The sequence below is a fragment of the Streptomyces subrutilus genome, from assembly GCF_008704535.1.
Classification (GTDB): Bacteria; Actinomycetota; Actinomycetes; order Streptomycetales; family Streptomycetaceae; genus Streptomyces; species Streptomyces subrutilus.
Window position 1 is genome coordinate 7,261,666 of record NZ_CP023701.1, and the last position, 19,736, is coordinate 7,281,401.

22 protein-coding genes are annotated in these 19,736 nt (G+C 74.6%); 6 read left to right on the forward strand and 16 right to left on the reverse strand.

Annotation, left to right across the window (positions count from 1 at the left end; genetic code table 11):
• Nucleotides 1-33: 33 nt before the first annotated feature.
• A complete protein-coding gene (locus CP968_RS32395) occupies nt 34-528 on the reverse strand; it encodes a helix-turn-helix domain-containing protein (protein ID WP_189828921.1) in 495 nt (164 codons plus the stop codon).
• Between the two features lie 201 nt (nt 529-729).
• Nucleotides 730-1,719, reverse strand: coding sequence for a magnesium and cobalt transport protein CorA (locus tag CP968_RS32400; protein WP_167536896.1), 990 nt, complete (start codon nt 1,717-1,719; stop codon nt 730-732).
• Between the two features lie 211 nt (nt 1,720-1,930).
• Between CP968_RS32400 and CP968_RS32405 the strand changes: the two genes are divergently transcribed.
• Nucleotides 1,931-2,299 (forward strand): PRC-barrel domain-containing protein, encoded by a 369-nt coding sequence (locus CP968_RS32405; protein WP_150521367.1) that lies wholly within the window; start codon nt 1,931-1,933, stop codon nt 2,297-2,299.
• Nucleotides 2,300-2,369: 70 nt separating this feature from the next.
• Here the strand turns inward: CP968_RS32405 and CP968_RS32410 are convergent, their stop codons facing one another.
• A complete protein-coding gene (locus CP968_RS32410; protein ID WP_229886441.1) occupies nt 2,370-3,689 on the reverse strand; it encodes a PP2C family protein-serine/threonine phosphatase in 1,320 nt (439 codons plus the stop codon).
• Between the two features lie 207 nt (nt 3,690-3,896).
• On the opposite strand from CP968_RS32410, the gene CP968_RS32415 reads away from it, so the two are divergent.
• From CP968_RS32415 to CP968_RS32430, 4 genes are all read left to right on the forward strand, one after another.
• The gene (locus CP968_RS32415; RefSeq protein ID WP_150521368.1) at nt 3,897-4,121 is read left to right on the forward strand and encodes a hypothetical protein; all 225 of its coding nucleotides are present in this window, start codon (nt 3,897-3,899) and stop codon (nt 4,119-4,121) included.
• A 260-nt stretch (nt 4,122-4,381) separates the two neighbouring features.
• On the forward strand, nt 4,382-6,559 hold the full coding sequence (locus CP968_RS32420; RefSeq protein WP_150521369.1) for a SpoIIE family protein phosphatase: 2,178 nt from the start codon (nt 4,382-4,384) through the stop codon (nt 6,557-6,559).
• 45 nt (nt 6,560-6,604) lie between these two features.
• Nucleotides 6,605-7,453, forward strand: coding sequence for a class I SAM-dependent methyltransferase (locus CP968_RS32425; RefSeq protein WP_150521370.1), 849 nt, complete (start codon nt 6,605-6,607; stop codon nt 7,451-7,453).
• A gap of 118 nt (nt 7,454-7,571) precedes the next feature.
• Entirely contained in the window at nt 7,572-7,997 is a 426-nt protein-coding gene (locus CP968_RS32430; RefSeq protein ID WP_229886443.1) for a hypothetical protein, read from the forward strand.
• Nucleotides 7,998-8,016: 19 nt separating this feature from the next.
• Here CP968_RS32430 and CP968_RS32435 read toward each other — a convergent pair whose 3' ends face one another.
• From CP968_RS32435 to CP968_RS32445, 3 genes are all read right to left on the reverse strand, one after another.
• Nucleotides 8,017-9,465, reverse strand: a complete 1,449-nt coding sequence (locus CP968_RS32435) for a chloride channel protein (RefSeq protein ID WP_150521372.1) — start codon at nt 9,463-9,465, stop codon at nt 8,017-8,019.
• A gap of 59 nt (nt 9,466-9,524) precedes the next feature.
• Complete coding sequence (locus tag CP968_RS32440; protein ID WP_150521373.1) at nt 9,525-10,130, reverse strand: potassium channel family protein; 606 nt, start codon at nt 10,128-10,130, stop codon at nt 9,525-9,527.
• Nucleotides 10,131-10,269: 139 nt separating this feature from the next.
• Nucleotides 10,270-10,788: a MarR family winged helix-turn-helix transcriptional regulator gene (locus tag CP968_RS32445; protein ID WP_150521374.1), complete on the reverse strand. Its 519-nt coding sequence runs from the start codon at nt 10,786-10,788 to the stop codon at nt 10,270-10,272.
• 107 nt (nt 10,789-10,895) lie between these two features.
• Here CP968_RS32445 and CP968_RS32450 point away from each other — a divergent pair, with 107 nt between their 5' ends.
• A complete protein-coding gene (locus tag CP968_RS32450; protein WP_229886445.1) occupies nt 10,896-11,291 on the forward strand; it encodes a nuclear transport factor 2 family protein in 396 nt (131 codons plus the stop codon).
• A 90-nt stretch (nt 11,292-11,381) separates the two neighbouring features.
• On the opposite strand, the gene CP968_RS32455 is transcribed toward CP968_RS32450, so the two are convergent.
• From CP968_RS32455 to CP968_RS32500, 10 genes are all read right to left on the reverse strand, one after another.
• Nucleotides 11,382-12,281, reverse strand: a complete 900-nt coding sequence (locus CP968_RS32455; protein ID WP_150521375.1) for an NAD-dependent protein deacetylase — start codon at nt 12,279-12,281, stop codon at nt 11,382-11,384.
• An 80-nt stretch (nt 12,282-12,361) separates the two neighbouring features.
• On the reverse strand, nt 12,362-12,688 hold the full coding sequence (locus CP968_RS32460) for a hypothetical protein (protein ID WP_150521376.1): 327 nt from the start codon (nt 12,686-12,688) through the stop codon (nt 12,362-12,364).
• 87 nt (nt 12,689-12,775) lie between these two features.
• Nucleotides 12,776-13,237 (reverse strand): DUF3093 domain-containing protein, encoded by a 462-nt coding sequence (locus tag CP968_RS32465; protein ID WP_150522267.1) that lies wholly within the window; start codon nt 13,235-13,237, stop codon nt 12,776-12,778.
• Between the two features lie 65 nt (nt 13,238-13,302).
• The gene (locus CP968_RS32470) at nt 13,303-13,971 is read right to left on the reverse strand and encodes a DsbA family protein (protein ID WP_150521377.1); all 669 of its coding nucleotides are present in this window, start codon (nt 13,969-13,971) and stop codon (nt 13,303-13,305) included.
• A 333-nt stretch (nt 13,972-14,304) separates the two neighbouring features.
• On the reverse strand, nt 14,305-14,979 hold the full coding sequence (locus CP968_RS32475; protein WP_189828922.1) for a hypothetical protein: 675 nt from the start codon (nt 14,977-14,979) through the stop codon (nt 14,305-14,307).
• Nucleotides 14,980-15,187: 208 nt separating this feature from the next.
• On the reverse strand, nt 15,188-15,820 hold the full coding sequence (locus CP968_RS32480; protein WP_189828923.1) for an MBL fold metallo-hydrolase: 633 nt from the start codon (nt 15,818-15,820) through the stop codon (nt 15,188-15,190).
• Complete coding sequence (locus CP968_RS32485; protein ID WP_150521378.1) at nt 15,817-16,902, reverse strand: S-(hydroxymethyl)mycothiol dehydrogenase; 1,086 nt, start codon at nt 16,900-16,902, stop codon at nt 15,817-15,819. Before CP968_RS32485 ends, CP968_RS32480 begins: the two co-directional genes overlap by 4 nt.
• 31 nt (nt 16,903-16,933) lie before the next feature.
• Complete coding sequence (locus CP968_RS35450; RefSeq protein WP_280116707.1) at nt 16,934-17,236, reverse strand: acyl-CoA dehydrogenase family protein; 303 nt, start codon at nt 17,234-17,236, stop codon at nt 16,934-16,936.
• 163 nt (nt 17,237-17,399) lie between these two features.
• Nucleotides 17,400-18,974: a phytoene desaturase family protein gene (locus CP968_RS32495; RefSeq protein WP_150521379.1), complete on the reverse strand. Its 1,575-nt coding sequence runs from the start codon at nt 18,972-18,974 to the stop codon at nt 17,400-17,402.
• A gap of 294 nt (nt 18,975-19,268) precedes the next feature.
• Nucleotides 19,269-19,688: a GntR family transcriptional regulator gene (locus CP968_RS32500; protein WP_150522269.1), complete on the reverse strand. Its 420-nt coding sequence runs from the start codon at nt 19,686-19,688 to the stop codon at nt 19,269-19,271.
• Between the last annotated feature and the right edge of the window lie 48 nt (nt 19,689-19,736).

Here is a 19,736-nt window from a genome sequence, read left to right on the forward strand (position 1 = left end):
GCTTCCTCTCGTCGGCGGGACGCCGGACTCCGGTCACGGCCCGTCCCTCTCGGGCTCGTCGGACAGGCCTTCCTCTCTGCGGACGGCTTCGAGCGCGGCCAGCACCTTGCGCTGGCCGGCCGCGGACACCCCCATCGCCCGCAGGGCGATCTGCTCGACCCCGTTCTCCTTCAGCTTGCGCAGGATCTCGAACTGGGTCGCGATCTTGCGCGTGACCTCGTCCTCGATGAAGTACGCGGCCTCGACGCCGAAGAACCGGGCGAGCAGCGGCACCATGGTGATGGTCGGGGTCCGCTTGCCGGCGCGGAGGTAGCTGATGTGGGAGCGCGTGTAGCTGTCCCCTCCGTACGAGGAGATGGTGCGGGCCACGTGAGCGTTGGAGTACTCCTCCGCGCCCGGCGGACGCACCCGGTCGAAGAGGAAGTTGAGGCGGTCACTGAAGGGAGCACCGGGTCCGGGGACCGGAACCGGGGACGGCGCCGGCCGGGGTGCGTCCGGTCCGTCGGTCCGGTCTGCTGAATCCGTCACGCGCGCTGCTCCCTCTCTTCGGCCGTAACTATAGTTGACGCCCGTGCTGCGTAACTATAGTTGACGAAATCCGGGTGGGAAGGCCGCGGCAACCCGTCCTGTATACGCGGAGGATGGCCGCCGCAGCCAGGTGCGTGCGGGCAGCGGAGCGGGACGGCGCGGGCAGCGTCCGCCCGCGCCGGGGGAGGGGAGCGCGCCGCGCTACAGCCAGCCGTTGCGTCGGAAGGCGCGGTACAGGGCGCCCGAGGCGGCCAGCATCAGGCCGACGGCGAAGGGGTAGCCGTAGCTCCAGCCCAGCTCGGGCATGTGCTCGAAGTTCATGCCGTAGACGCCCGCGACCATGGTGGGGATGGCGAAGATCGCGGCCCAGGCCGAGATGCGGCGCATGTCGTCGTTCTGCCAGGTGCCCACCCGGGCCTGCTGGGCGTCGAGCACCGCGTTCAGCAGCTCGTCCAGGGTCCGCACCTCGATGTCCGTGCGGTGCAGGTGGTCCGTCACGTCGCGGAAGTACGGCAGGAGCCCGGGCGAGTCCGTCACGGGACCGCCCAGCAGCCCCTGGGCCACCGGGGCGAGCGGCTGCACCGCGTCGCGGAACTCGCGCACCTCCCGCTTGAGCGAGTAGATGCGTTCGGTGACGTCCACCCGGTCCGACGAGAAGACGAGGTCCTCCAGCCGGGTGAGCGCGGCCCTGACCATCGCGGCGGCGTCGCTGTACGCGTCGACGACCACGTCGAGCACGGCGTGCAGGACCGACCAGGGGCCGAAGCGCAGCATGTCCGGGTCGGCGTCGAGCCGGCGCGCGGCCTCCGCGCAGGGGTCGACCGTCCCGTGCCGGACGGTGAGCACGTACCGGGGCCCGACGAAGAGCATCATCTCGCCGGTCTCGACGGCCGCTTCCTCCTCCACGTACCAGAGCGTCTTCAGCGCGACCGCCAACACGTCCCCGAACCGTTCGGACTTCGGGCGCTGCCGCGCCTGGACAGCGTCCTCCACCGCGAGCGGGTGCAGGCCCAGTTCGTCGGCCAGCTGCACCAGCTCGTCCTCCGAGGGGTCGACCAGGCGCACCCAGCCGAACTCGCCCTCGCCCAGGCCCCGGAGCCGCTTGAGCACCGACTGGCAGGCCGCGTCCTCCAGGTCGCACTCCACCGTCTCCGGCCGTCCGGGCCCGTCTCCGTACACCACGCATTCCATCCCCCGCACTTGCTTCAACCCGCGCGATTCATGCACCCCGCCGGCGCCCGGACCGGGCGCGGCAGCCGCCCGGACCGGGGGGAATGAAGCGCCGGCGGCAGGGCAGGCGGAGTCCGGGCGGCACACGAACACCGCCCGGCACGACGTACGGAACAGGAGGGCGGGACGGAATCCCGCGCCGCCCTCTGCCCACCGGAGGAGTTGTTTTCGCGTGACTGAGCATGTGTGGAGCTACAAGTCGACCGCCGGCCACCTGGCCGGTACCGATCTGACCGGCTACAAGGTCGAGGCGACCGACGGCGGCATCGGCAAGGTGGACAAGCACTCCGACGAGGTCGGTGACGCCTACCTGGTCGTGGACACCGGGGTCTGGATCTTCGGCAAGGAGGTCCTGCTCCCGGCGAGCACCGTGACCCTGGTCGACCCGGCCGAGCGGAAGGTCTACGTCGACCGCACCAAGGACGAGATCAAGGACGCGCCCGAGTTCCACCAGAACAAGCACCTCGGTGACGCCGGCTACCGCGAGGAGCTGGGCACCTACTACGGCACCGGCGCCCCCTTCGGCGGCCGCCCGGCCTGACCCGTCCGCGCGAAGGGGCCCGCACTCGCCGAGTGCGGGCCCCTTCGCGCGTCCGTGACCGCGCGTGCCGTCAGGCCGGGCCGCCGGCGACCCTGAGCAGCATCAGGGCGGTGTCGTCCACGGCGTGGCCCCCGGAGTGCTCCCGGACCGCCCGCCGCAGGTGGTCCACCGTGCGCGCCGCGTCCCAGCCGCGGGTGGCCGCCAGGGTCCGGGCCAGTCGCGCGTCGCCGAAGAGCGGGCCCCGCTCACGGTCGCGGGCCTCCGTGATGCCGTCCGTGTACAGCAGCAGGGCGTCCCCGGGGAACAGGCGGAAGGTCGTGTCCTTCAGCGCGTCCTGGGCCGGCGGCAGGTCGGGGTGCAGGAGCGTCCCCGGTGCGTCCAGCTCCTCCACGGAGCCGTCGGCGCGCCGGATCAGGGCGGGCGGGTGGCCGGCGCTCGCGTAGCGGCCGACGACCCCGACGCCGTCGGCGGCCGGGCGGAAGGAGGCCAGGGCCGCGGTCAGGTACCGGTCGCTGACCCTCTGGGCGGCCAGGGCTTGGTGCAGGCGGTGCAGGACGACGCTGGGGTGGGTGTGCTGGCCGGCCTCGGCGCGCACGGTGTAGCGGGCCAGGGCGGTCACCTTGGCCGCGTCGACGCCCTTGCCGCACACGTCGCCCATCACCGCCGCCCAGTTCTTGCCGCGGGTGTGGAACAGGTCGTAGAAGTCCCCCACCACGTTCGAGCCCGCCTCGCCGGTCGCGTCGGCGGCCAGGTGCGCGGCCGCCGCGTCCATCCCGGGGGCCTCGGCGAGCCGGGGCGGGAGCAGGCTGTCCTGCAACGTACGGGCCAGCGCGGCGGAGGCGTCGCCGGCCGCGCGGGCCTGGCGCAGGGCCTGGCGCAGGGCGATCTCCGAGGACACCGAACGGGCCAGCGTCTGCAGTGCCCGGGTCTGCCCGGGCGTGAAGGGGCGGGCGTCCTGGTCGACCACGCAGAACCCGCCCAGCACGTGGCCCTCGGGCGAGACCACCGGATAGCCGGCCCACGCCCCGATGCCCAGGGCGCCGACGGCGGCCAGGTCCCGGATCCGGGGGTCGTTCACGGCGTCCTCGGCGATCAGCGGCAGCCCGGTGCCGATCAGGATGTGGCACGGACTGTCCCGTATGTCGTTCTCCCGCACCGCCCCCGCGTCGAGGCCGATCGCCGCCTTCCAGAACGAGCGCCGGCCGTCCGCGACCGTGAAGAACGCCTTCTGCGCACCGGTGATCGCGAGCGCCAGCTCCGCGAGGTCGTCGAAGGTGCCCTCCGCCGGGGTGTCGAGCAGCCCGCTCGCGGCGACCGCCGCCAGCCGCTCCGGATCGAACACCGCTTCCGGCAGGCCCCCGGCCGGCGCCGTGGCCGTCTCCGTCATCATCACGCTGTCTCCTGACCGTCCCGCCGGCCTGGCCGGCCGTCGGCATCCGGCGGGTCCGGAGCATTGCGCGACCCGCCCACCATAGGGCCCCTGCCGTGCCCCGCCGCCCGGTGGCCCCCGTCGGACGCGCGGGCGCGTGGCCCGGGGGCCTGCGCCGTCCGGATGCGCCGGGATGCGTCCGCGACGAGGTCGCGGCAGCCTGGCTGCATGCCCGACCGCACGCACGTCACCGTCCACCCGCCGCTGTCCAAGGGCGGCCGGCCCGTCACCGCGCACGCGCACGGCGTCGACGAGCGCCTCGGCGTGGCCACCGGGGTCGGCGACGTGGTCGAGTTCCTCCGCCGCATCGGCCTGGAGGACGGCGCCGAGCTCATCGACCGCGAGGACTCCCGCATCACCTGGATCGGCGGCGGACCCGCAGACTGGGCGTGACGGCGCCGGTGCGGTCCGTGTCCGGGAGGGCGCGCCCGACGGGCTGACCGGCCGGTCGGTCGTACCGTCCCGGCCCCGGCGCAAACCGCCGGAGTCTTCGCTGGTCGAAGCGGTTTCCGCTGGCGCCTTCCGGGGCTCTGCGCACCGCCCGCACGGCTGTGCGGCCCGTTCCGGGGGACGATGGGAACGGCCGCTCGTCGCGGCCCGCACCGGGCCGGGCCGGCCGGCCCCGGAGCGGCGGCCGGAAGGGAGATCCCGTGATGGCTGACACCGACGCCTTCGAGGCCGGCGGAAGCGGGGCCGTCGCGGACGCCGACACCACCCGGCCCGCCCCCGACGCTCCCGGAGCCGCCGCCCGTACCGACGAGGACGCGGGGGCGGCGGGCATCCGGGTCTCGCCGCCGAGCGGGCTGCTCGACGTACTGAACGTGGCCGCGATCGTCCTGGACGCGCAGGGACGGATCGCGTTGTGGAGCCCCCAGGCCGAACAGCTCTTCGGCTGGACGGCGGGCGAGGCCCTCGGCCGCCCCGCCGCCCGGCTGCTCGCCGCCCCCGAGCACCTGGACCTGGTCCTGGAGCTCTTCGCCCGGGTCATGGGCGGCGCGGGGGACTGGGCGGGCGCCTTCCCGGTGCTGCACAAGGACGGCACCAACCACCTGGTGGAGTTCCGCAACATGCGGCTCCTGGACGAGCACGGCGACCTCTACGCCCTCGGGATCGCCACCGACCGCGCCCGGCTCCGGCACCTGGAGCGCGACCTCGCCCTCTGCGCCCGGCTGGTCGCCCAGTCGCCCATCGGCCTCGCCGTCCTGGACACCGACCTGCGCTACGTCCTGGTCAACCCCATGCTGGAGCGGATCAACGGCCTCCCCGCCGCCCAGCACATCGGCCGCCACGTCGGCGACGCCCTCTCCTTCCTCGACGACGCCGGAGCCGTCGAGTCGGCCATGCGCCAGGTCCTGGCCACCGGCACGCCCCTGGTCGAGCAGTTCACGGCGGGCAGCACCCACGGGGACCGGCACCACGAGCACGCCTGGTCCGTGTCGTACTACCGGCTGGAGGACACGGGCGGGCGGGTCCTCGGCCTCGCCACCTCGATCGTCGACGTCACCCAGAGCCACCTGGCGGCCAAGGAGATCGCCCGCAGCCGCCGCCGGCTCGCCCAGATAGCCGACGCCACCGTCCGCATCGGCACCACCCTCGACCTCGACCAGACCGCCCGCGAACTCGCCGACGTCGTGGTGCCCGAGCTCGCCGACATCGCCGCGGTCGACATCCTCGACTCCGTCCTCGACGGCCGCCCCAGCCCGACCTCCTCCGCCCACGAGCCCGCCGTGTTCCGCGCCCTGGCCGTCGCGGCCGCCTACCCCAGCGAGGCGGTGCGCGCCGCCGACCCTCCCGGCGACATCGCGCGGTACGCCGCGGACCGGCTCGTCACCCGGTCCGTCACCACCGGCCACCCCGTCCTCGTCGCCCACGTCCACGCCCGCGACATCTCCCGCATCGCCCGCGACGACGACGCCGCCGCGCTGCTGGCCCGCGCCGGACTGCGCTCCTACCTGGCCGTACCGCTCATCGCCCGCGGCGAGGTCCTCGGCGCCCTCGACCTCAAGCGCACCCGCAACCCGCTGCCCTTCGACGACGACGACATCGTGCTGGCCGGCGAGCTCGCCGCCCGGGCCGCCGTGTGCATCGACAACGCCCGCTGGTACCGCAACGCCCACCACACCGCGCTGGCCCTCCAGCGCCACCTGCTCCCGCACCACCCGCCGCAGACCGCGGGCCTGGAGGTCGCCTACCGCTACCAGCCCGCCGCGGCCACCAGCGAGATCGGCGGCGACTGGTTCGACGCCATCCCGCAGCCCGGCGGCACCACCGCGCTCGTCGTCGGCGACGTGATGGGCAGCGGCATCAACGCCGCCGCCAGCATGGGCCAACTGCGCACCGTCACCCGCACCCTCGCCGAGCTGGGGCTGGACCCCACCCAGGTGCTGCGGCAGCTCGACCGGACCACCGCCGCGCTGGAGGAGACCATCGCCACCTGCGTGTACGCCGTCTACGACCCGTACCGCGCCGAGTGCCGCATCTCCGTCGCCGGCCACCTCCCCCCGGTGTTCATCCGCCCCGGCGAGCGGCCCCGGCTGCTCGAACTGCCCACCGGCGCACCCCTGGGCGTGGGCGGCATCCCCTTCGAGGCGACCACCGTGAGCATGCGCGCCCAGGACCAGCTCGTGCTCTACACCGACGGACTCGTCGAAACGCGCGACCAGCCGATCGACCAGCGGCTCGGGCTGATGCTGGACCTGCTCACCGACACGGACCTCCCGCTGGAGGAGACCTGCGACCTGCTGCTGAAGTCGCTGCGCCGCCCGGGCGACCACGACGACGTCGCGCTGGTCATCGCCCGCGCGAAGCGCCGCCCGACCCCCGCGCCCTGACGGGACGGCCGCAACGAGCCCCCGCCCGTGTGCGATTCTCGGCGCATGCCATACGAGACCGGGCCCGACCGGGCCGAGGGAATCGAACTCAACCGCGCGCTGTGGGACGTGCGCGCCCGGGTCCACGGGTCGACGCCCACCGACCGCTTCTACGACGTCGCGTCCTTCCTCGCGGGCCGGCAGACGCTGCACGCGCTCGAACGCGAGCTGGCCGGCGACGTCGGCGGGAGGGACCTCCTGCACCTCCAGTGCCACTTCGGCATGGACACGTTGAACTGGGCCCGTCTCGGCGCCCGCGTCACCGGCGTCGACTTCTCCGCCGTGGCCGTGGAACGGGCGCGCCTGCTGGCGGCCAGGGCCGGCCTCGACGCCGCCTTCGTCGAGGCCGACGCCCAGCGGCTGCCCGACCGGCTGGCGGGAGGTTTCGACCTCGTCGTCGCGACCTACGGCGTACTGTGCTGGATCGCCGACGTGGACGCCTGGATGCACGGCGCGGCGAGGGCCCTGAGGCCCGGGGGCAGCCTGGTCCTGGTGGACCTGCACCCGGCGTACCAGACCGTCGCCACCCTCGACCCCTTCGTGGCCGACTGGCCGTACGGGGGCGGCGCGCCGCACCGCGAGACCACGACGGGCACGTACGCCGAGCCCGGACTGCCGCTGCCCGCCCTCGACACCCTCCAGTACCCGCACTCGCTCGGCGAGATCGTCACCGCGGCCGCCGGCGCCGGACTGGTGCTGCGGCACCTGGGGGAGCACACCGCCGTCGAAGTGGACCCCCGTGGCCTGCTGCCGCAGGGTCCGGACGGCCTCCACCGGCTGCCCTTCGGGGACTCCCACCTGCCCGTCCTGTACTCCCTGCGCGCGGTCGCACCCGGGCGCGAGCGCTCGGACTGACTCCGAATGGTCACGGCGCGGATGCGGTACGTGACACATGGGGGATATTTTGGTATGTATGCCGATCATTTCGGCACGTCCGCTCCCCACCCGCTCCGCCCCGTTGAGGAAGGTCCCCATGAATCGTTTCCCGGTGATCGGCGTGCTCTGCGCCGCCGCGGTGTTCGGTCTCAGCGCGTGCTCCGACGACAGCACGCCGGCCGAGGACGCGACCAAGGCGGCCGCCGACGCCTGCACCGACCTGTCGTCCCTCAAGGGCGACACCGCCAAGCTGAAGGCCCTCAGCCCGGCCAACGCGACCAAGGACCAGGTGAAGGACGCCTACGACGCCGTCCAGCAGGACTGGCAGAACCTCAAGGGCAACCTGCAGAAGCTGAAGTCCTCGGAGCAGGACGCGGTGAAGTCCGCCGCGGACGACCTGAAGAAGGCCTACGAGAGCCTGCCGGGCGACACGACCGGCAAGGACGCCCTCACCTCGGTGCAGCCCCAGGTCCAGAAGCTGGACGAGTCGGTCGCCGCAGCATCCACCAGCCTGAAGTGCTGACCGGCTGACCCGCCGGCCCTCACGAAGGACCGCCCCCGGCCGCCTCCGCCACGGACGCGTCCCGGGGCGGTCGTGCGCCGTGCCCGGGAGGCAGCAGTTCGGTGACGACGAAGGACACCACGGCCGCCAGGATCACCACGGGCATCATGGCGGAGCTGCCCAGCAGCAGGACCACCAGCAGCACGCTGCTCACCGGGAGGCGCAGCGCGGCCGCCGTGGCGGCCGCCATGCCCGCGGCCATCGCCGGCACGACGCCCAGGCCCGGCAGCGGCGCGAGCAGGACCCCCGCGGCGGCGCCGAGGAACAGCGCCGGGAACACCGCGCCACCGCGCAGCGAGCCCAGGGACAGGGTGTACGCGGCGCCCTTCAGCAGCAGGACCGCCAGCAGGGCCCCGACGCCCCACGCGTGCGGATCCGCGGCCAGCCCCGCGAGGGCGGCCTGCCCCGACAGGGCTACCTCGGCGGGAGAGCGCCCGGTGGCCAGCGCGTAGCCGGCCGCGCAGGCGGCGGCGCCCAGCGCGCACAGCACCGTACGGACGGCGGGCCGCCCGGCGACGTACGCCGAGGTCGCCCGGGCCCCGGCCATCACCGGATGCAGGACCAGGGCGAGGACGGCGGCGATCAGCACCGACCACAGCACGTCCGGCACGTCCAGCCGGGGCGGCGGGACGGCCAGGTGCAGCCCGAGGTCCCCGGTCGTCAGCCCCGTCCACCGGCCGAGGCCGGTGAAGACCAGGGCCCCGATCCCGCTGGACAGGAGCGCGGGCAGCATCACCGCGAACAGCTGCGGCCCGCCCACGCCGGCCACCTCGATCAGCAGGACCGCGGCGACGAGCGGGTTGCCGAAGATCGCGGCGATGGCGGCGGCGGCTCCGGCGGCGCCGACCAGCGCGGTGCCCCGCGGGGTCGCGGGTGCCTGGGCGAGGTCCCGGAAGAGCAGGGCCAGCCCGCCGCCGAGGGCGATGAGCGGTGCCTCCGGACCCAGCACGGCACCGAACGGCAGACTGGCCGCGGCGGCCAGCAGCACGCCGGGCAGCGCGGCCGAGGCGGTGCCTCCCGTGTGCAGGCCGGAGGACGGGTCGTGGCCGCCCCGGCCCGGAAGGCGCGCGACGATCAGCCCGACGGCCGTACCGCCGACGAGCAGCAGGGGCACCGGCCACCACCAGGGTGGGGCGTCCCGTCCCAGCGCGTGCGGGAGGTCGGCCCAGAGCCCGTGCTCCAGCTCGTGCAGGACGACGAGGAACCAGAAGGCGGCGAGGGACACCGGGATGCCGATGAGGCCGCAGAAGACGAGCGCCTTGAGGTATCCGGGGCTGCGGAGGATGTGCCGCAGTACGTCCGCTTCCTGTGGCTGGGTCGAACCGGCGTCCGGATCGGCCGGATCGGCCGGTCGCCCGGCCGGGCCGCCCGGCGGCGGTGGCGGCCCGGTGGGCGGTTCGGATCCGGGACGGGGCTCCGGCTCCGGCATGGCTCACTTCCTTTCCGATCCCACCCCCGATGGTCCCCCCGCGTGCGGCCGGCCGCCGGTCACGGATCGCCGTCACCGGGCGGGTGGGCTTCGGGGGGAGGAAGGGCGGCCCTCCTGCGCCGCATCCCGGCCTCCGCCGCGCCGAAGAGGGCCTTGGCGACCACGCCCACCACGATCAGGTTCCCGGCCATCTGCCCGGTGGTCAGGGCTCGGGCGTCGCCGGTGAGGGGCACGATGTCGCCGAAGCCCACGGTCGCGAAGACCGTCATCGTGAAGTACAGCGCGTCGGTCCGGCTCAGCGGCTCCGAGAACGACTGCGGTAGCGCCTTCGCGTAGAGGTAGTACGTCGTCGAGAACAGCAGCAGGTAGAGCGGCACGGCCGTCGCGACCGCCTGCAGTGCGCGCAACCGGGGGTGTTCGGCCCGGGTGATGGCCGTGACCTGCCGCACCACCAGCAAGCCGAAGACGGCCAGGCCGAGCGCCAGCAGCGCGATGTCGCGCAGGCCGAATCCGCCGTCCAGGGGCGCCACGTAGTAGAGCGCGGTCAGCAGGGCGGCCACGATGGCGGAACGCAGCAGGTACCCGGCCAGCAGGCGCCGGTCCTGCCGGGTCACCCTGCCGGCCCGGTCCCACGGTCCGGATGCCCCGGGCGGTTCGCGATCCATGGGTTCAGGAGAACGGGCCGGGGCGGATCCCGCGACCGGAGCGGGCCGGGCGGCCCGCTCCGGTCGCGGAGCGAAGGGGGTACTCGGGCCGGGGACCCTTCGCGCTCTTGAGGTGCGTCGGCGGCAGCCGCGGGAGCCGTCAGGCCCCTTCTCCCGGCGGCCGGGAGAAGGAGAAGGGGCCGTCCGCGACGAAGCGCCGGAGGTGGTGCGCGAAGGCCGCGGCCTCGCCGGGGGCCCAGGAGGCGAGGCTCGTCTCGATGTGGGCGGACAGGCGCGCGCGCAGCTCGGCCACCGCGCGTTCGCCGTCGGGGGTGAGGGCCAGCAGCGTGGCGCGCCGGTCCGCGGGGTCCGGTGCGCGCCGGACGAGGCCCGCCTCCTCCAGGCGGGAGGCGCGGCGGGTGACGCCGGAGCGGTCGAGCCCGATCTCGGGGGCCAGGTCGGCCGCGCTGCGGGGCCCCGACCTGGCCAGGCCGCTGAGGACGGGGTAGGTCAACTCGTCGACGGCCTCGCCCATGCCGGCCGTCAGGGCCCGGTGCAGGTCGACGCGCGTGCCGCGTCTGAGCAGTATCCCCAGGGCGTCGGCGATCAGATCTCCCGGGCCGGGTCCGGAGCTCGGGTGCGGGCCGGGGCCCGGGCGGCGCTGCGCGTCATGGTCCATGCCTCCACATTAGCGTGCGCGCCGCACGCATATGGGTTAGGGTTCCGTTGGAAGCGTGCGCAGCGCACGCACTTCTCCGTGGGCACCCCTGGACAGAGGACATCGCCGTGACCATCCGCACCGGTATCGCCGCCGCACTCACCGACCTGCTCTTCGATCCGTCCCTCGACCTCCACGCGGCGGCCGACCGGCACTTCGCACCGGACTACCGCCAGCGCACCGACGGCCGCTGGGACGACCGCGGCGCGTTCCTCGCCCACATCGCCCACCTCCGCACCGTCGTGGCCGGCGGCTCGGTCGAGGTGCACGACGAGCTGTACGACGGCCCGCGCTACGCCGACCGGCACACGGTCCGCGTCACCAAGGCGGACGGCTCCACCGTGCGCACGGAGGTCTACCTGTTCGGCGAGTTCGCGGCCGACGGCCGCTTCCGCCGCATCGAGGAGGTGACCCTCATGCTCGAAGGCTCCCCCGCCGACCGCACCCTCGGCAGCGCCCGCTGACCAGCGTCCCCACCGGGGCCCGCGTCGGCGGGAGGCCGCGGGGGGAGGTGACGGCAGGCGCGGGGCGGTGCGGCGTCAGGTCGTGCGGCGTCAGGTCGTGGGGCGGTCGCCGGCGGGAGCGGCGAGGCGGTCGGCCACGGCGGTCAGGGTCGTACCGAGGGGGAGCGCGATCCGGGCGGCGGCGAGGGCGTCGCCCCGGGTCGGGTCCCGGTTGACGATCAGCACGGGCTTCCCCGCCCGGGCGGCCTGGCGGACGAACCGGAGCCCGGACATCACGGTCAGGGAGGAGCCCAGGACCAGCAGCGAGGTGGCCGCGCCGACGAGTTCGCGGCAGTGCTCGACGCGCTGCGGTGGTACGGCCTCGCCGAAGAACACCACGTCGGGCTTGAGCACGCCCCCGCACTGCGAGCAGGGCATCACGCGGAAGTCGCCGACCTGTTCGTCGGTGAGGTCGGCGTCGCCGTCCGGGTTGAGTCCGGCGGCCACCGGCTCGAAGTCCGCGTTGGCCTCCTCCAGTCGCCGGGCGAGCGCGTGCCGCGCGGTGCGGTCACCGCAGGAGAGGCAGACGACCCGGTCCAGGCTCCCGTGGAGTTCCACGACGGCCTCGCTGCCGGCCGCCTGGTGCAGGCCGTCGACGTTCTGGGTAATCACGCCCGCGAGCAGGCCGCGCCGCTCGAACGCCGCCACGGCCCGGTGGCCGGCGTTGGGCCGGGCGCGACCGAAGGTGCGCCAGCCGAGGTGGCTGCGCGCCCAGTACCGGCGCCGGGCCTGCGGGCCGGCGGTGAACTGCTGGTAGGTCATCGGGGTGTGCCGGCGCAGGCTCCCGCCCTCACCCCGGTAGTCGGGGATGCCCGACTCCGTGGACAGGCCCGCCCCGCTGAGCACGAGCACGCCGCCCGCCCGCAGCGCCTCGGCGACCGGCTCCGGATCGGTGGTGCCGGGCCGGAGGTCCTCCGTGGGCGTCCAGCTCAGTGTGGGGCGCATGCGCATGCCACCAGCGTACGGAACCGCCTGCCCTGTCGGCAGGGTTGCCGAACCGCCACCGCCACCGCCACCGTCGCGACCTTCGGCTATGCCTTGGAGCAGACCCGCCCGAAGGCGTCGGGGCCGGTGGTCAGCGCGTCCTGCGCCGTCCGCCACGAGGGGTCGCCGGGGTGGAAGGCGGTGCGGAGGTGGGCCGCGGTGAGCTCGGCGTGCCAGTCCGGTCCCGTGGTCGTCCAGTGCCGGGAGTCGTCCTTGTCACCGGCGACGACCAGGGCGGGGGTGGCCATCGCGGTGAGGTCGGTGGTCCGGAAGAGCGGCACGTCGGCGGACCGGAACCCGTCGAAGGGGTCGCCGCCCCGGCCGATGGCGCCGAGCAGCACGCCCTGGGTGGTCCGGGGGTCGAGGGCGTCCACCTCTTCGCCGGTGTCGGGGTCGGTGACCCGTATCGCAAGCGGACCGTGCCGGTGCGCCCGGCCGAAGCGGCGCGCACCGGCGGGAGATCACCGCGTGCGCGCCGCCGCCAAGGCGTCCGCCAGTGCCTGCGGGGTGCGGGTCGACAGGTAGACGTAGGGGGTGGGGTCGGCGGGGTCGGTGTTCTCGATGCGCACCGCTCCGGTGACGAATCCGCGCATCATCATGTGGGCCCGCAGGTCCGCCTTGTACGTCCGCCAGGCACGGGCCTCCTCGCCCTCCAGGACGTGCACCTCGCCCAGCGCGCCGAGCGGGATCCTTGCGTCGTCGGCGACCAGCAGGCCGCTGGTGACGCGGATGCGCGACGAGCCCTGGGCGCTGACCCACAGGCAGGTGACCAGGGTGCCGGCGGCGAAACCGCCGAGGGCGGCGAGAGCGCCGTACGGCATGACGATGAGCGCCATGGAGAAGCCGACCGCCACGGCGATCAGCCACCAGGTGCGGGGCGCGGTGAGCCGCTCGTCGTAGGTGGGCGGTGCGGGCGGGGTCATGGCGGCGGGTCCTCGTTCGTGCGGGTCGGGTGCGACGGTGCGGGCGTCCGGTCGGGCGTCCTCCCTCATCGGGCGAGCTCCCCGTCGATCAGCGCCTTGAACGCCTCGTAGGTGGGGGGCGTCCGGATCGGCCGGCCGTCGAGGAAGAAGGTGGGGGTGCCCTGCACGTTCAGGCCCATGCCGTCCCGCTGGTCGGCCTTGACCCGCTCCTCCGTGGCCGGGTCCGCGACGGAGGCGTCGTACGCGGCCATGTCGAGGCCCAGCTGCTCGGCGTGGGCCCGGAACACGTCCGCCTTCGAGTCCTGCGACTCGCCCCACTCCTTCTGGGTGGCGAACAACTTCTTGTACATGTCCTCGAACCTGCCCTGCCGGGCGGCGGCCTCGACGGCGACGGCCGCCGTGCGGCTGTTGCGGTGACCGGGCAGGGGGAAGTAGCGGACGACGAAGGTGACCCGGTCGCCGTACTCCTGGCGGAGCTTCTCGACCGTCGGGTGGACCGCTCCGCAGGACTCGCACTCGAAGTCGAGGAACTCGACGAGGGTCAGCTCGCTGCGCTGCGGGTCGGTCAGCCGGTGGCTGTCCTCCCGTACGGCCCGGGCCTCGCCCGCCGCGGGCGGGCTCGGAGCGGCCGCGGCCGGGTCCTCCGGCTTGACGAGCAGGAACGTGGCGAAGGCGGCTCCCAGTACGGCCAGGACGGCGGCGAGCGCCAACAGGTTCTTCCGGAGTGTGGTCATGATTCCTCGGGGTGGTGTGGTCTTCGTTCGGGCCGCCCCCGCCCTCGGGCGCGCCGACCCGTGGAGGGGCGGCGGCGGGCGGCCCGCCGGGTGCGGTGCGAGGTCGGCCGGTGCGCCGCGCCGTGCGGTGGCGCACGGCGCACCCGACCGTCCGGTCACGGTCACGGCCGCGGCCCGACCGGTGCCGGCCGGCACGGGCCGACGCCGCTCAGGAGGGGGGCAGGGCTGGACGCGGGCGTGCGCCGCCGTGCGGGCGGCCCGCCCGGGAAGAGCGGTGCACCGGATCGGAGCGGGGAGACGGCGAAGCCCGCCGCCGGACCCCTCGCCCGGCCGTCAGGCCAGGCGGAGGGCGCCGCCGGGCGACAGCCCGGTCGTCGAGCGGGGGCCGCGCGGCATCGGGCCGCGCCCGGGCCGGGGCGGCGCCCGCCCGGGGTGCAGCCGGACGACGAGGGCGGACGGCCGCATCGCGTCGGCCGCGAGGTCGCGCAGGGCCGCCTTCGGCCCGTTGCCGGCGTGCAGGTGCGGCCAGACGAACACGAGCAGGGCGCGCAGCGCCTCCAGGACGGGCCTGCCGTGCCACAGCAGCCGTTCGGTCAGCCCGAACAGCCGCGCACCGACCACCAGCATGACCAGGTGCCCGGCGACGAACACTTCCGGCGGCACGCCGGCCGCCGAGGCGTGCTCGACCAGGCCCGCAGGTGCGCGCGCGCCCGTCACGGCGGCGCAGGCGCCCGGCAGCGCGTACGCCGCGTGGTAGGCCAGTTGGGCACCGGCCAGCGCCGCCACGAGCTGGCCGTCGGAGAGCCTGCGCCGCGTCAGCAGCACCGCACCGGGCGCCGCGACCGCGGCCATCCCCAGCAGTACGGCCCAGCGCGGCAGGTGGCCCCGCGCGAGCAGGTGGCCCAGCAGGGGCACCAGCACGCACAGGGCGGCCAGTACTCCGGCGCGCAGGCCGCGCACCACTCCGCGGGCCGGCGAGGGCGGCCGCGACGAGAGGATGGCGGGCATGGGCTGCTGCGCTTTCGGGGAGACCGGTCGGGGTCGGCCCTGGGACCCGTACCGGGCCCCATCGGCACCCGCAGGGTATCCCGGCACCCCCGGGGGGCTCGCACCCGGACCCCCTGTCGCGGCCGCCGGGCCGGGCGCGGGCCCACGGCGCGCGGCAGGGGTCCACCGGCCCGCGCCGGTGGACCCCCGCTTTCCGTTCCGCTCGGGCTCAGTGGCCGCGAGCGATCCATTCGTCCAGGTGCGGTGCCTCGTCGCCGATGGTGCTGCTGTCGCCGTGCCCGGTACGGACCACGGTCCGCGGCGGCAGGGCGAGCAGCTTGTCCCGGATCGAGTCCACGATCGTCGGGAAGTCGGAGAACGACCGCCCCGTGGCCCCGGGGCCGCCCTGGAAGAGGGTGTCCCCGGTGAAGACCACGCCCAGGTCCGGTGCGTGGAGGCAGACCGCGCCCGGTGCGTGGCCGGGCGTGTGGAGCACGGTCAGGGCGGTGCCCGCGACGGTCAGGACCTGACCGTCGGCGAGGTCGCCGTCGGGCTTCCGGTCCGGGTGGGTCCGGTCCCACAGCACCCGGTCGTCCGGGTGCAGCAGGATCGGGGCGCCGGTCCGGTCGGCCAGCGCGGGCGCGGCGTTGACGTGGTCGTCGTGGGCGTGGGTGCACACCACGGCGAGCACCGTGCGGTCGCCCACGGCCGCGGCGATCGCGTCGGCGTCGTGGGCCGCGTCGATGACGAGGACCTCGCGGTCGTCGCCGACGATCCACACGTTGTTGTCGACGTCCCAGGTGCCGCCGTCCAGCGAGAAGGTCCCGGAGGTGACCAGGTGTTCGACGCGCACACCGCTCACAGCAGCACCACCGAACGGAGCACGTCGCCCTCGTGCATGCGGGCGAAGGCCTCCTCGACACCGTCCAGCTCGATGGTCTCGGTGACGAAGGCGTCCAGGTCCAGTCGCCCCTGGAGGTACAGGTCGATCAGCATCGGGAAGTCCCGGGACGGCAGGCAGTCGCCGTACCAGGAGGACTTCAGGGCGCCGCCCCGGCCGAACACGTCCAGGAGCGGCAGGTCGATGCGCATCTCGGGAGTCGGCACGCCGACCAGGACGACGGTGCCGGCCAGGTCGCGCGCGTAGAAGGCCTGCTCGTACGTCTCCGGGCGGCCCACCGCCTCGATGACGACGTCGGCGCCGTGTCCGCCGGTGAGGGCGCGGATCGCCTCCACCGCCTCCTGCGAACGGGAGTTGACGGTGTGCGTGGCACCCAGCCTGCGCGCGGTCTCCAGCTTGCGGTCGTCGATGTCGACGGCGATGACGCGCGACGCACCGGCGAGCGCCGAGCCCGCCACCGCCGCCGCGCCGACGCCGCCGCAGCCGATCACGGCGACCGAGTCGCCGCGGCCGACACCGCCGGTGTTGATCGCGGCGCCGATGCCGGCCATCACGCCGCAGCCGAGCAGGCCGGCCGCGGCCGGCGACGCGGCCGGGTCGACCTTGGTGCACTGGCCGGCCGCTACCAGGGTCTTCTCGGCGAAGGCGCCGATGCCGAGGGCCGGGGACAGCTCGGTGCCGTCCGTCAGGGTCATCCGCTGCTTCGCGTTGTGGGTGTTGAAGCAGTACCAGGGGCGGCCGCGGCGACACGCACGGCAATCACCGCACACCGCGCGCCAGTTGAGCACCACGTAGTCGCCGGGTGCCACCTCGGTCACGCCCTCGCCCACGGACTCGACCGTGCCGGCCGCCTCGTGACCGAGGAGGAAGGGGAACTCGTCGTTGATTCCGCCCTCCCGGTAGTGCAGGTCGGTGTGGCACACGCCGCACGACTTGATCTTCACCACGGCCTCGCCCGGACCGGGGTCCGGCACCACGATGGTCTCCAACCGGACGGGTTCGCCCTTCGCCCGGGCGACCACGCCTCGTACCTGCTGTGCCATGTGCACGGCCTTTCTCGTTGTCGGTTCGGTGTCAGGGCAGGTGACGCGAGATCACGATGCGCATGATGTCCGAGGTGCCTTCTTCTCTCTCTTCGAGTTTGGCATCCCGCATCCACTGTTCCACCGGGTACTCGCGCGAGTAGCCCCATCCGTCGAGCCGAGCGTGCCGAGGCCCGTCGGTAGAGGCAACGAGCGAGCACCCGGGCGAGGGCCCCGGTGAGACCGAGGTGGTGAGCTCCCTCGGCGCGTGCCTGGGCGGCGAACGCGGTACGGGCGGCGGCGTCGGCGACGGCGACGTACGCCCCCGCGACGGCCATCCGGGGGCCCCGAGCACGGAGCCGTTGTCGATGGCGTCGCGCAGGGCCGTGCCGGTGCGCCACGGGTACCCCGTCCCCGGGCGGTGGCCGCGCCGGGGACGGGAGGGGAGGACGCCGGCCCACCTCGGGGGCGGTGGGCCGGCGTCCTCGGCTCGTGGCCTCCCGCGGGACGCGGGCGGGCTACCGCTCCAGTACGGCCATGGCCGCGTTGTGGCCGGGGATGCCGCTGACTCCGCCGCCGCGGACCGCGCCCGCCCCGCAGAGCAGCACGTTCTCGTGCGCCGTCTCGACGCCCCAGCGGCCGGTCGGCCTGGACTCGTCGGCGAACGGCAGGGCCAGCGACCGGTGGAAGATGTTGCCCCCGGGCAGCCGGAGGTCGTGCTCCAGGTCGACGGGGGTCTTGGCCTCGACGCACGGCCTGCCGTCCCGGTCGACCGCCAGGCAGTCCGCGATGGGCTCGGCCAGGACGGAGTCGAGCTCGGCGAGGGCCGACTTGAGCAGGGCCTCGCGCTTCGCCTCGTTGTCGGCGGCGAACAGCCGGGCGGGCGCGTGGAGTCCGAACATCGTCAGCGTCTGGTAGCCGCGCCCGGCCAGTTCGGGGGAAAGGACGGTGGGGTCGGTGATCGAGTGGCAGTAGATCTCGGAGGGCGGCGCCGACGGCAGCGAACCCGCCGCGGCCTCCCGGTAGGCCGTCTCCAGCTGACCGTAGCCCTCGGAGATGTGGAAGGTGCCGGCGAACGCCTCGCGCGGGTCGACGGAGGTGTCGCGCAGGCGCGGCAGCCGGCGCAGCAGCATGTTGACCTTGAGCTGGGCGCCCTCGGCCCGTTCGGCCGGCGCCCCGTCGCCGATGAGCTCGGCGAGGGCCTCGGGGGAGGCGTTGACCAGGACCTTGCGGGCGGCGACGCTGCCCTCGCCCGATCCGGTGCGGTAGGTGACCACGGAGTGCGGATGGCCGGGCTCGATGCCGAGCACCTCGTGCCCGGTGACGATCTCGCTCCCGGCCCCCCGGGCCGCCCCGAGGAGGGCGTCGGTGAAGGCGCCCATGCCGCCGACGGGCACGTCCCAGTCTCCCGTGCCCCCGCCGATGATGTGGTAGAGGAAGCAGATGTTCTGGGCGAGGGACGCGTCGTGTGCGTTGCTGAAGGTGCCGATGAGGGCGTCGGTGAGCACGACGCCGCGCACCAGGTCGTCCCGGAAGCGCTCTTCGAGCGTGATGCCCAGCGGCTGCTCGAAGAGCATGTGCCACGCGGCGTCGTCGCCGATCCGGGCCCGCAGCGCCTCCCGGGTGGGCAGCGGCTCGGTCAGCGTGGGGAAGACGCTGCGGGCGACGTTGCCGGTGGTCGCGTAGAAGTCCCGCCACGCCGCGTACTCGGTGTCGGAACCGGTGAGGGCACGGAAGGAGGCGCGGGTCCGCTCCTCGCCGCCCCCGACGAACAGGCCGGTGGCGCGGCCGCCGCGGACCGTGGGCGTGTAGGAGGAGACCGAGCGCTTGCGCACGGCGAACTCCAGCCCGAGGTCGTCGACGATCTTCGACGGCAGGAGGGAGACGAGGTAGGAGTAGCGGGACAGGCGCGCGTCCACGCCCGCGAACGCCCGGGTCGAGACGGCGGCGCCGCCCGTGACGTCGAGCCGTTCGAGGACGAGCACGGAGCGACCGGCCCGAGCGAGGTAGGTGGCGGCGACGAGCCCGTTGTGGCCACCACCGACGATGACGACGTCGTAGACGTCCCTGGAGACTTCGGCTTGTGCAGGCATGGCTCTTGGTAGCACGCTCCCGTCCCACTCGGCGTGGTCGCCGTCGCCGAGCGGTCCTGACCCCGTGTCATTCATCGGAGCTTGCTGACTGACGCACCAGTCGGTGAGAGGGTTCGCGAGCGCGGGACGCACCCCCGCACGCACCGCTTCGTGCGGGAGCCCGCTCCTCGCCCGCCGGACCGGCCGGGTCGGTGGCCGCCGGCGGAGCGCCGACGCGCTGCTCCCGGGGCGAGGCGGCCGGTACGCGCGGAGCAGCCGACGGGTACGTCGAGGCGTCCGAGGCCGCCGCGGGGGTCATCCCGTAGCGGACGCGCCCGGGGCGTCGTCCGGGCCGACCGGGGGGCCGGGGGAGGGGTGGGCGTGGGTGGGCGGGTAGCAGGCGTCGCGGACGGAGGCGAACAGGTCGGTCACCTCGTGCGCCGTCAGGCCCTGGTCCCGTACGTCGGCCATCCACTCCGCGAGGCGGCGGCGGACGGGCGATTCCGGCGCGGTCTGCGGGGCGGCCAGGGAGCGGGTGATGTAGGTGCCCGAACCCTGCCGCACCTCCACCAGGCCTTCCCGTTCCAGCTCCCGGTAGGCCTTCAGGGTGGTGTTGGGGTTGACTTTGGTGGTCGCGGCGACCTGCGCCGCGGTGGGCAGCTTGTCGCCCTCGGTCAGGGCCCCCATGCGCAGCGCCTGCTCCACCTGCCGGACGATCTGGAGGTAGGCCGGCATGCCGCCGCGCCGTTCAATGCGGAACAGGACCACGGTGCACGCCTCCTC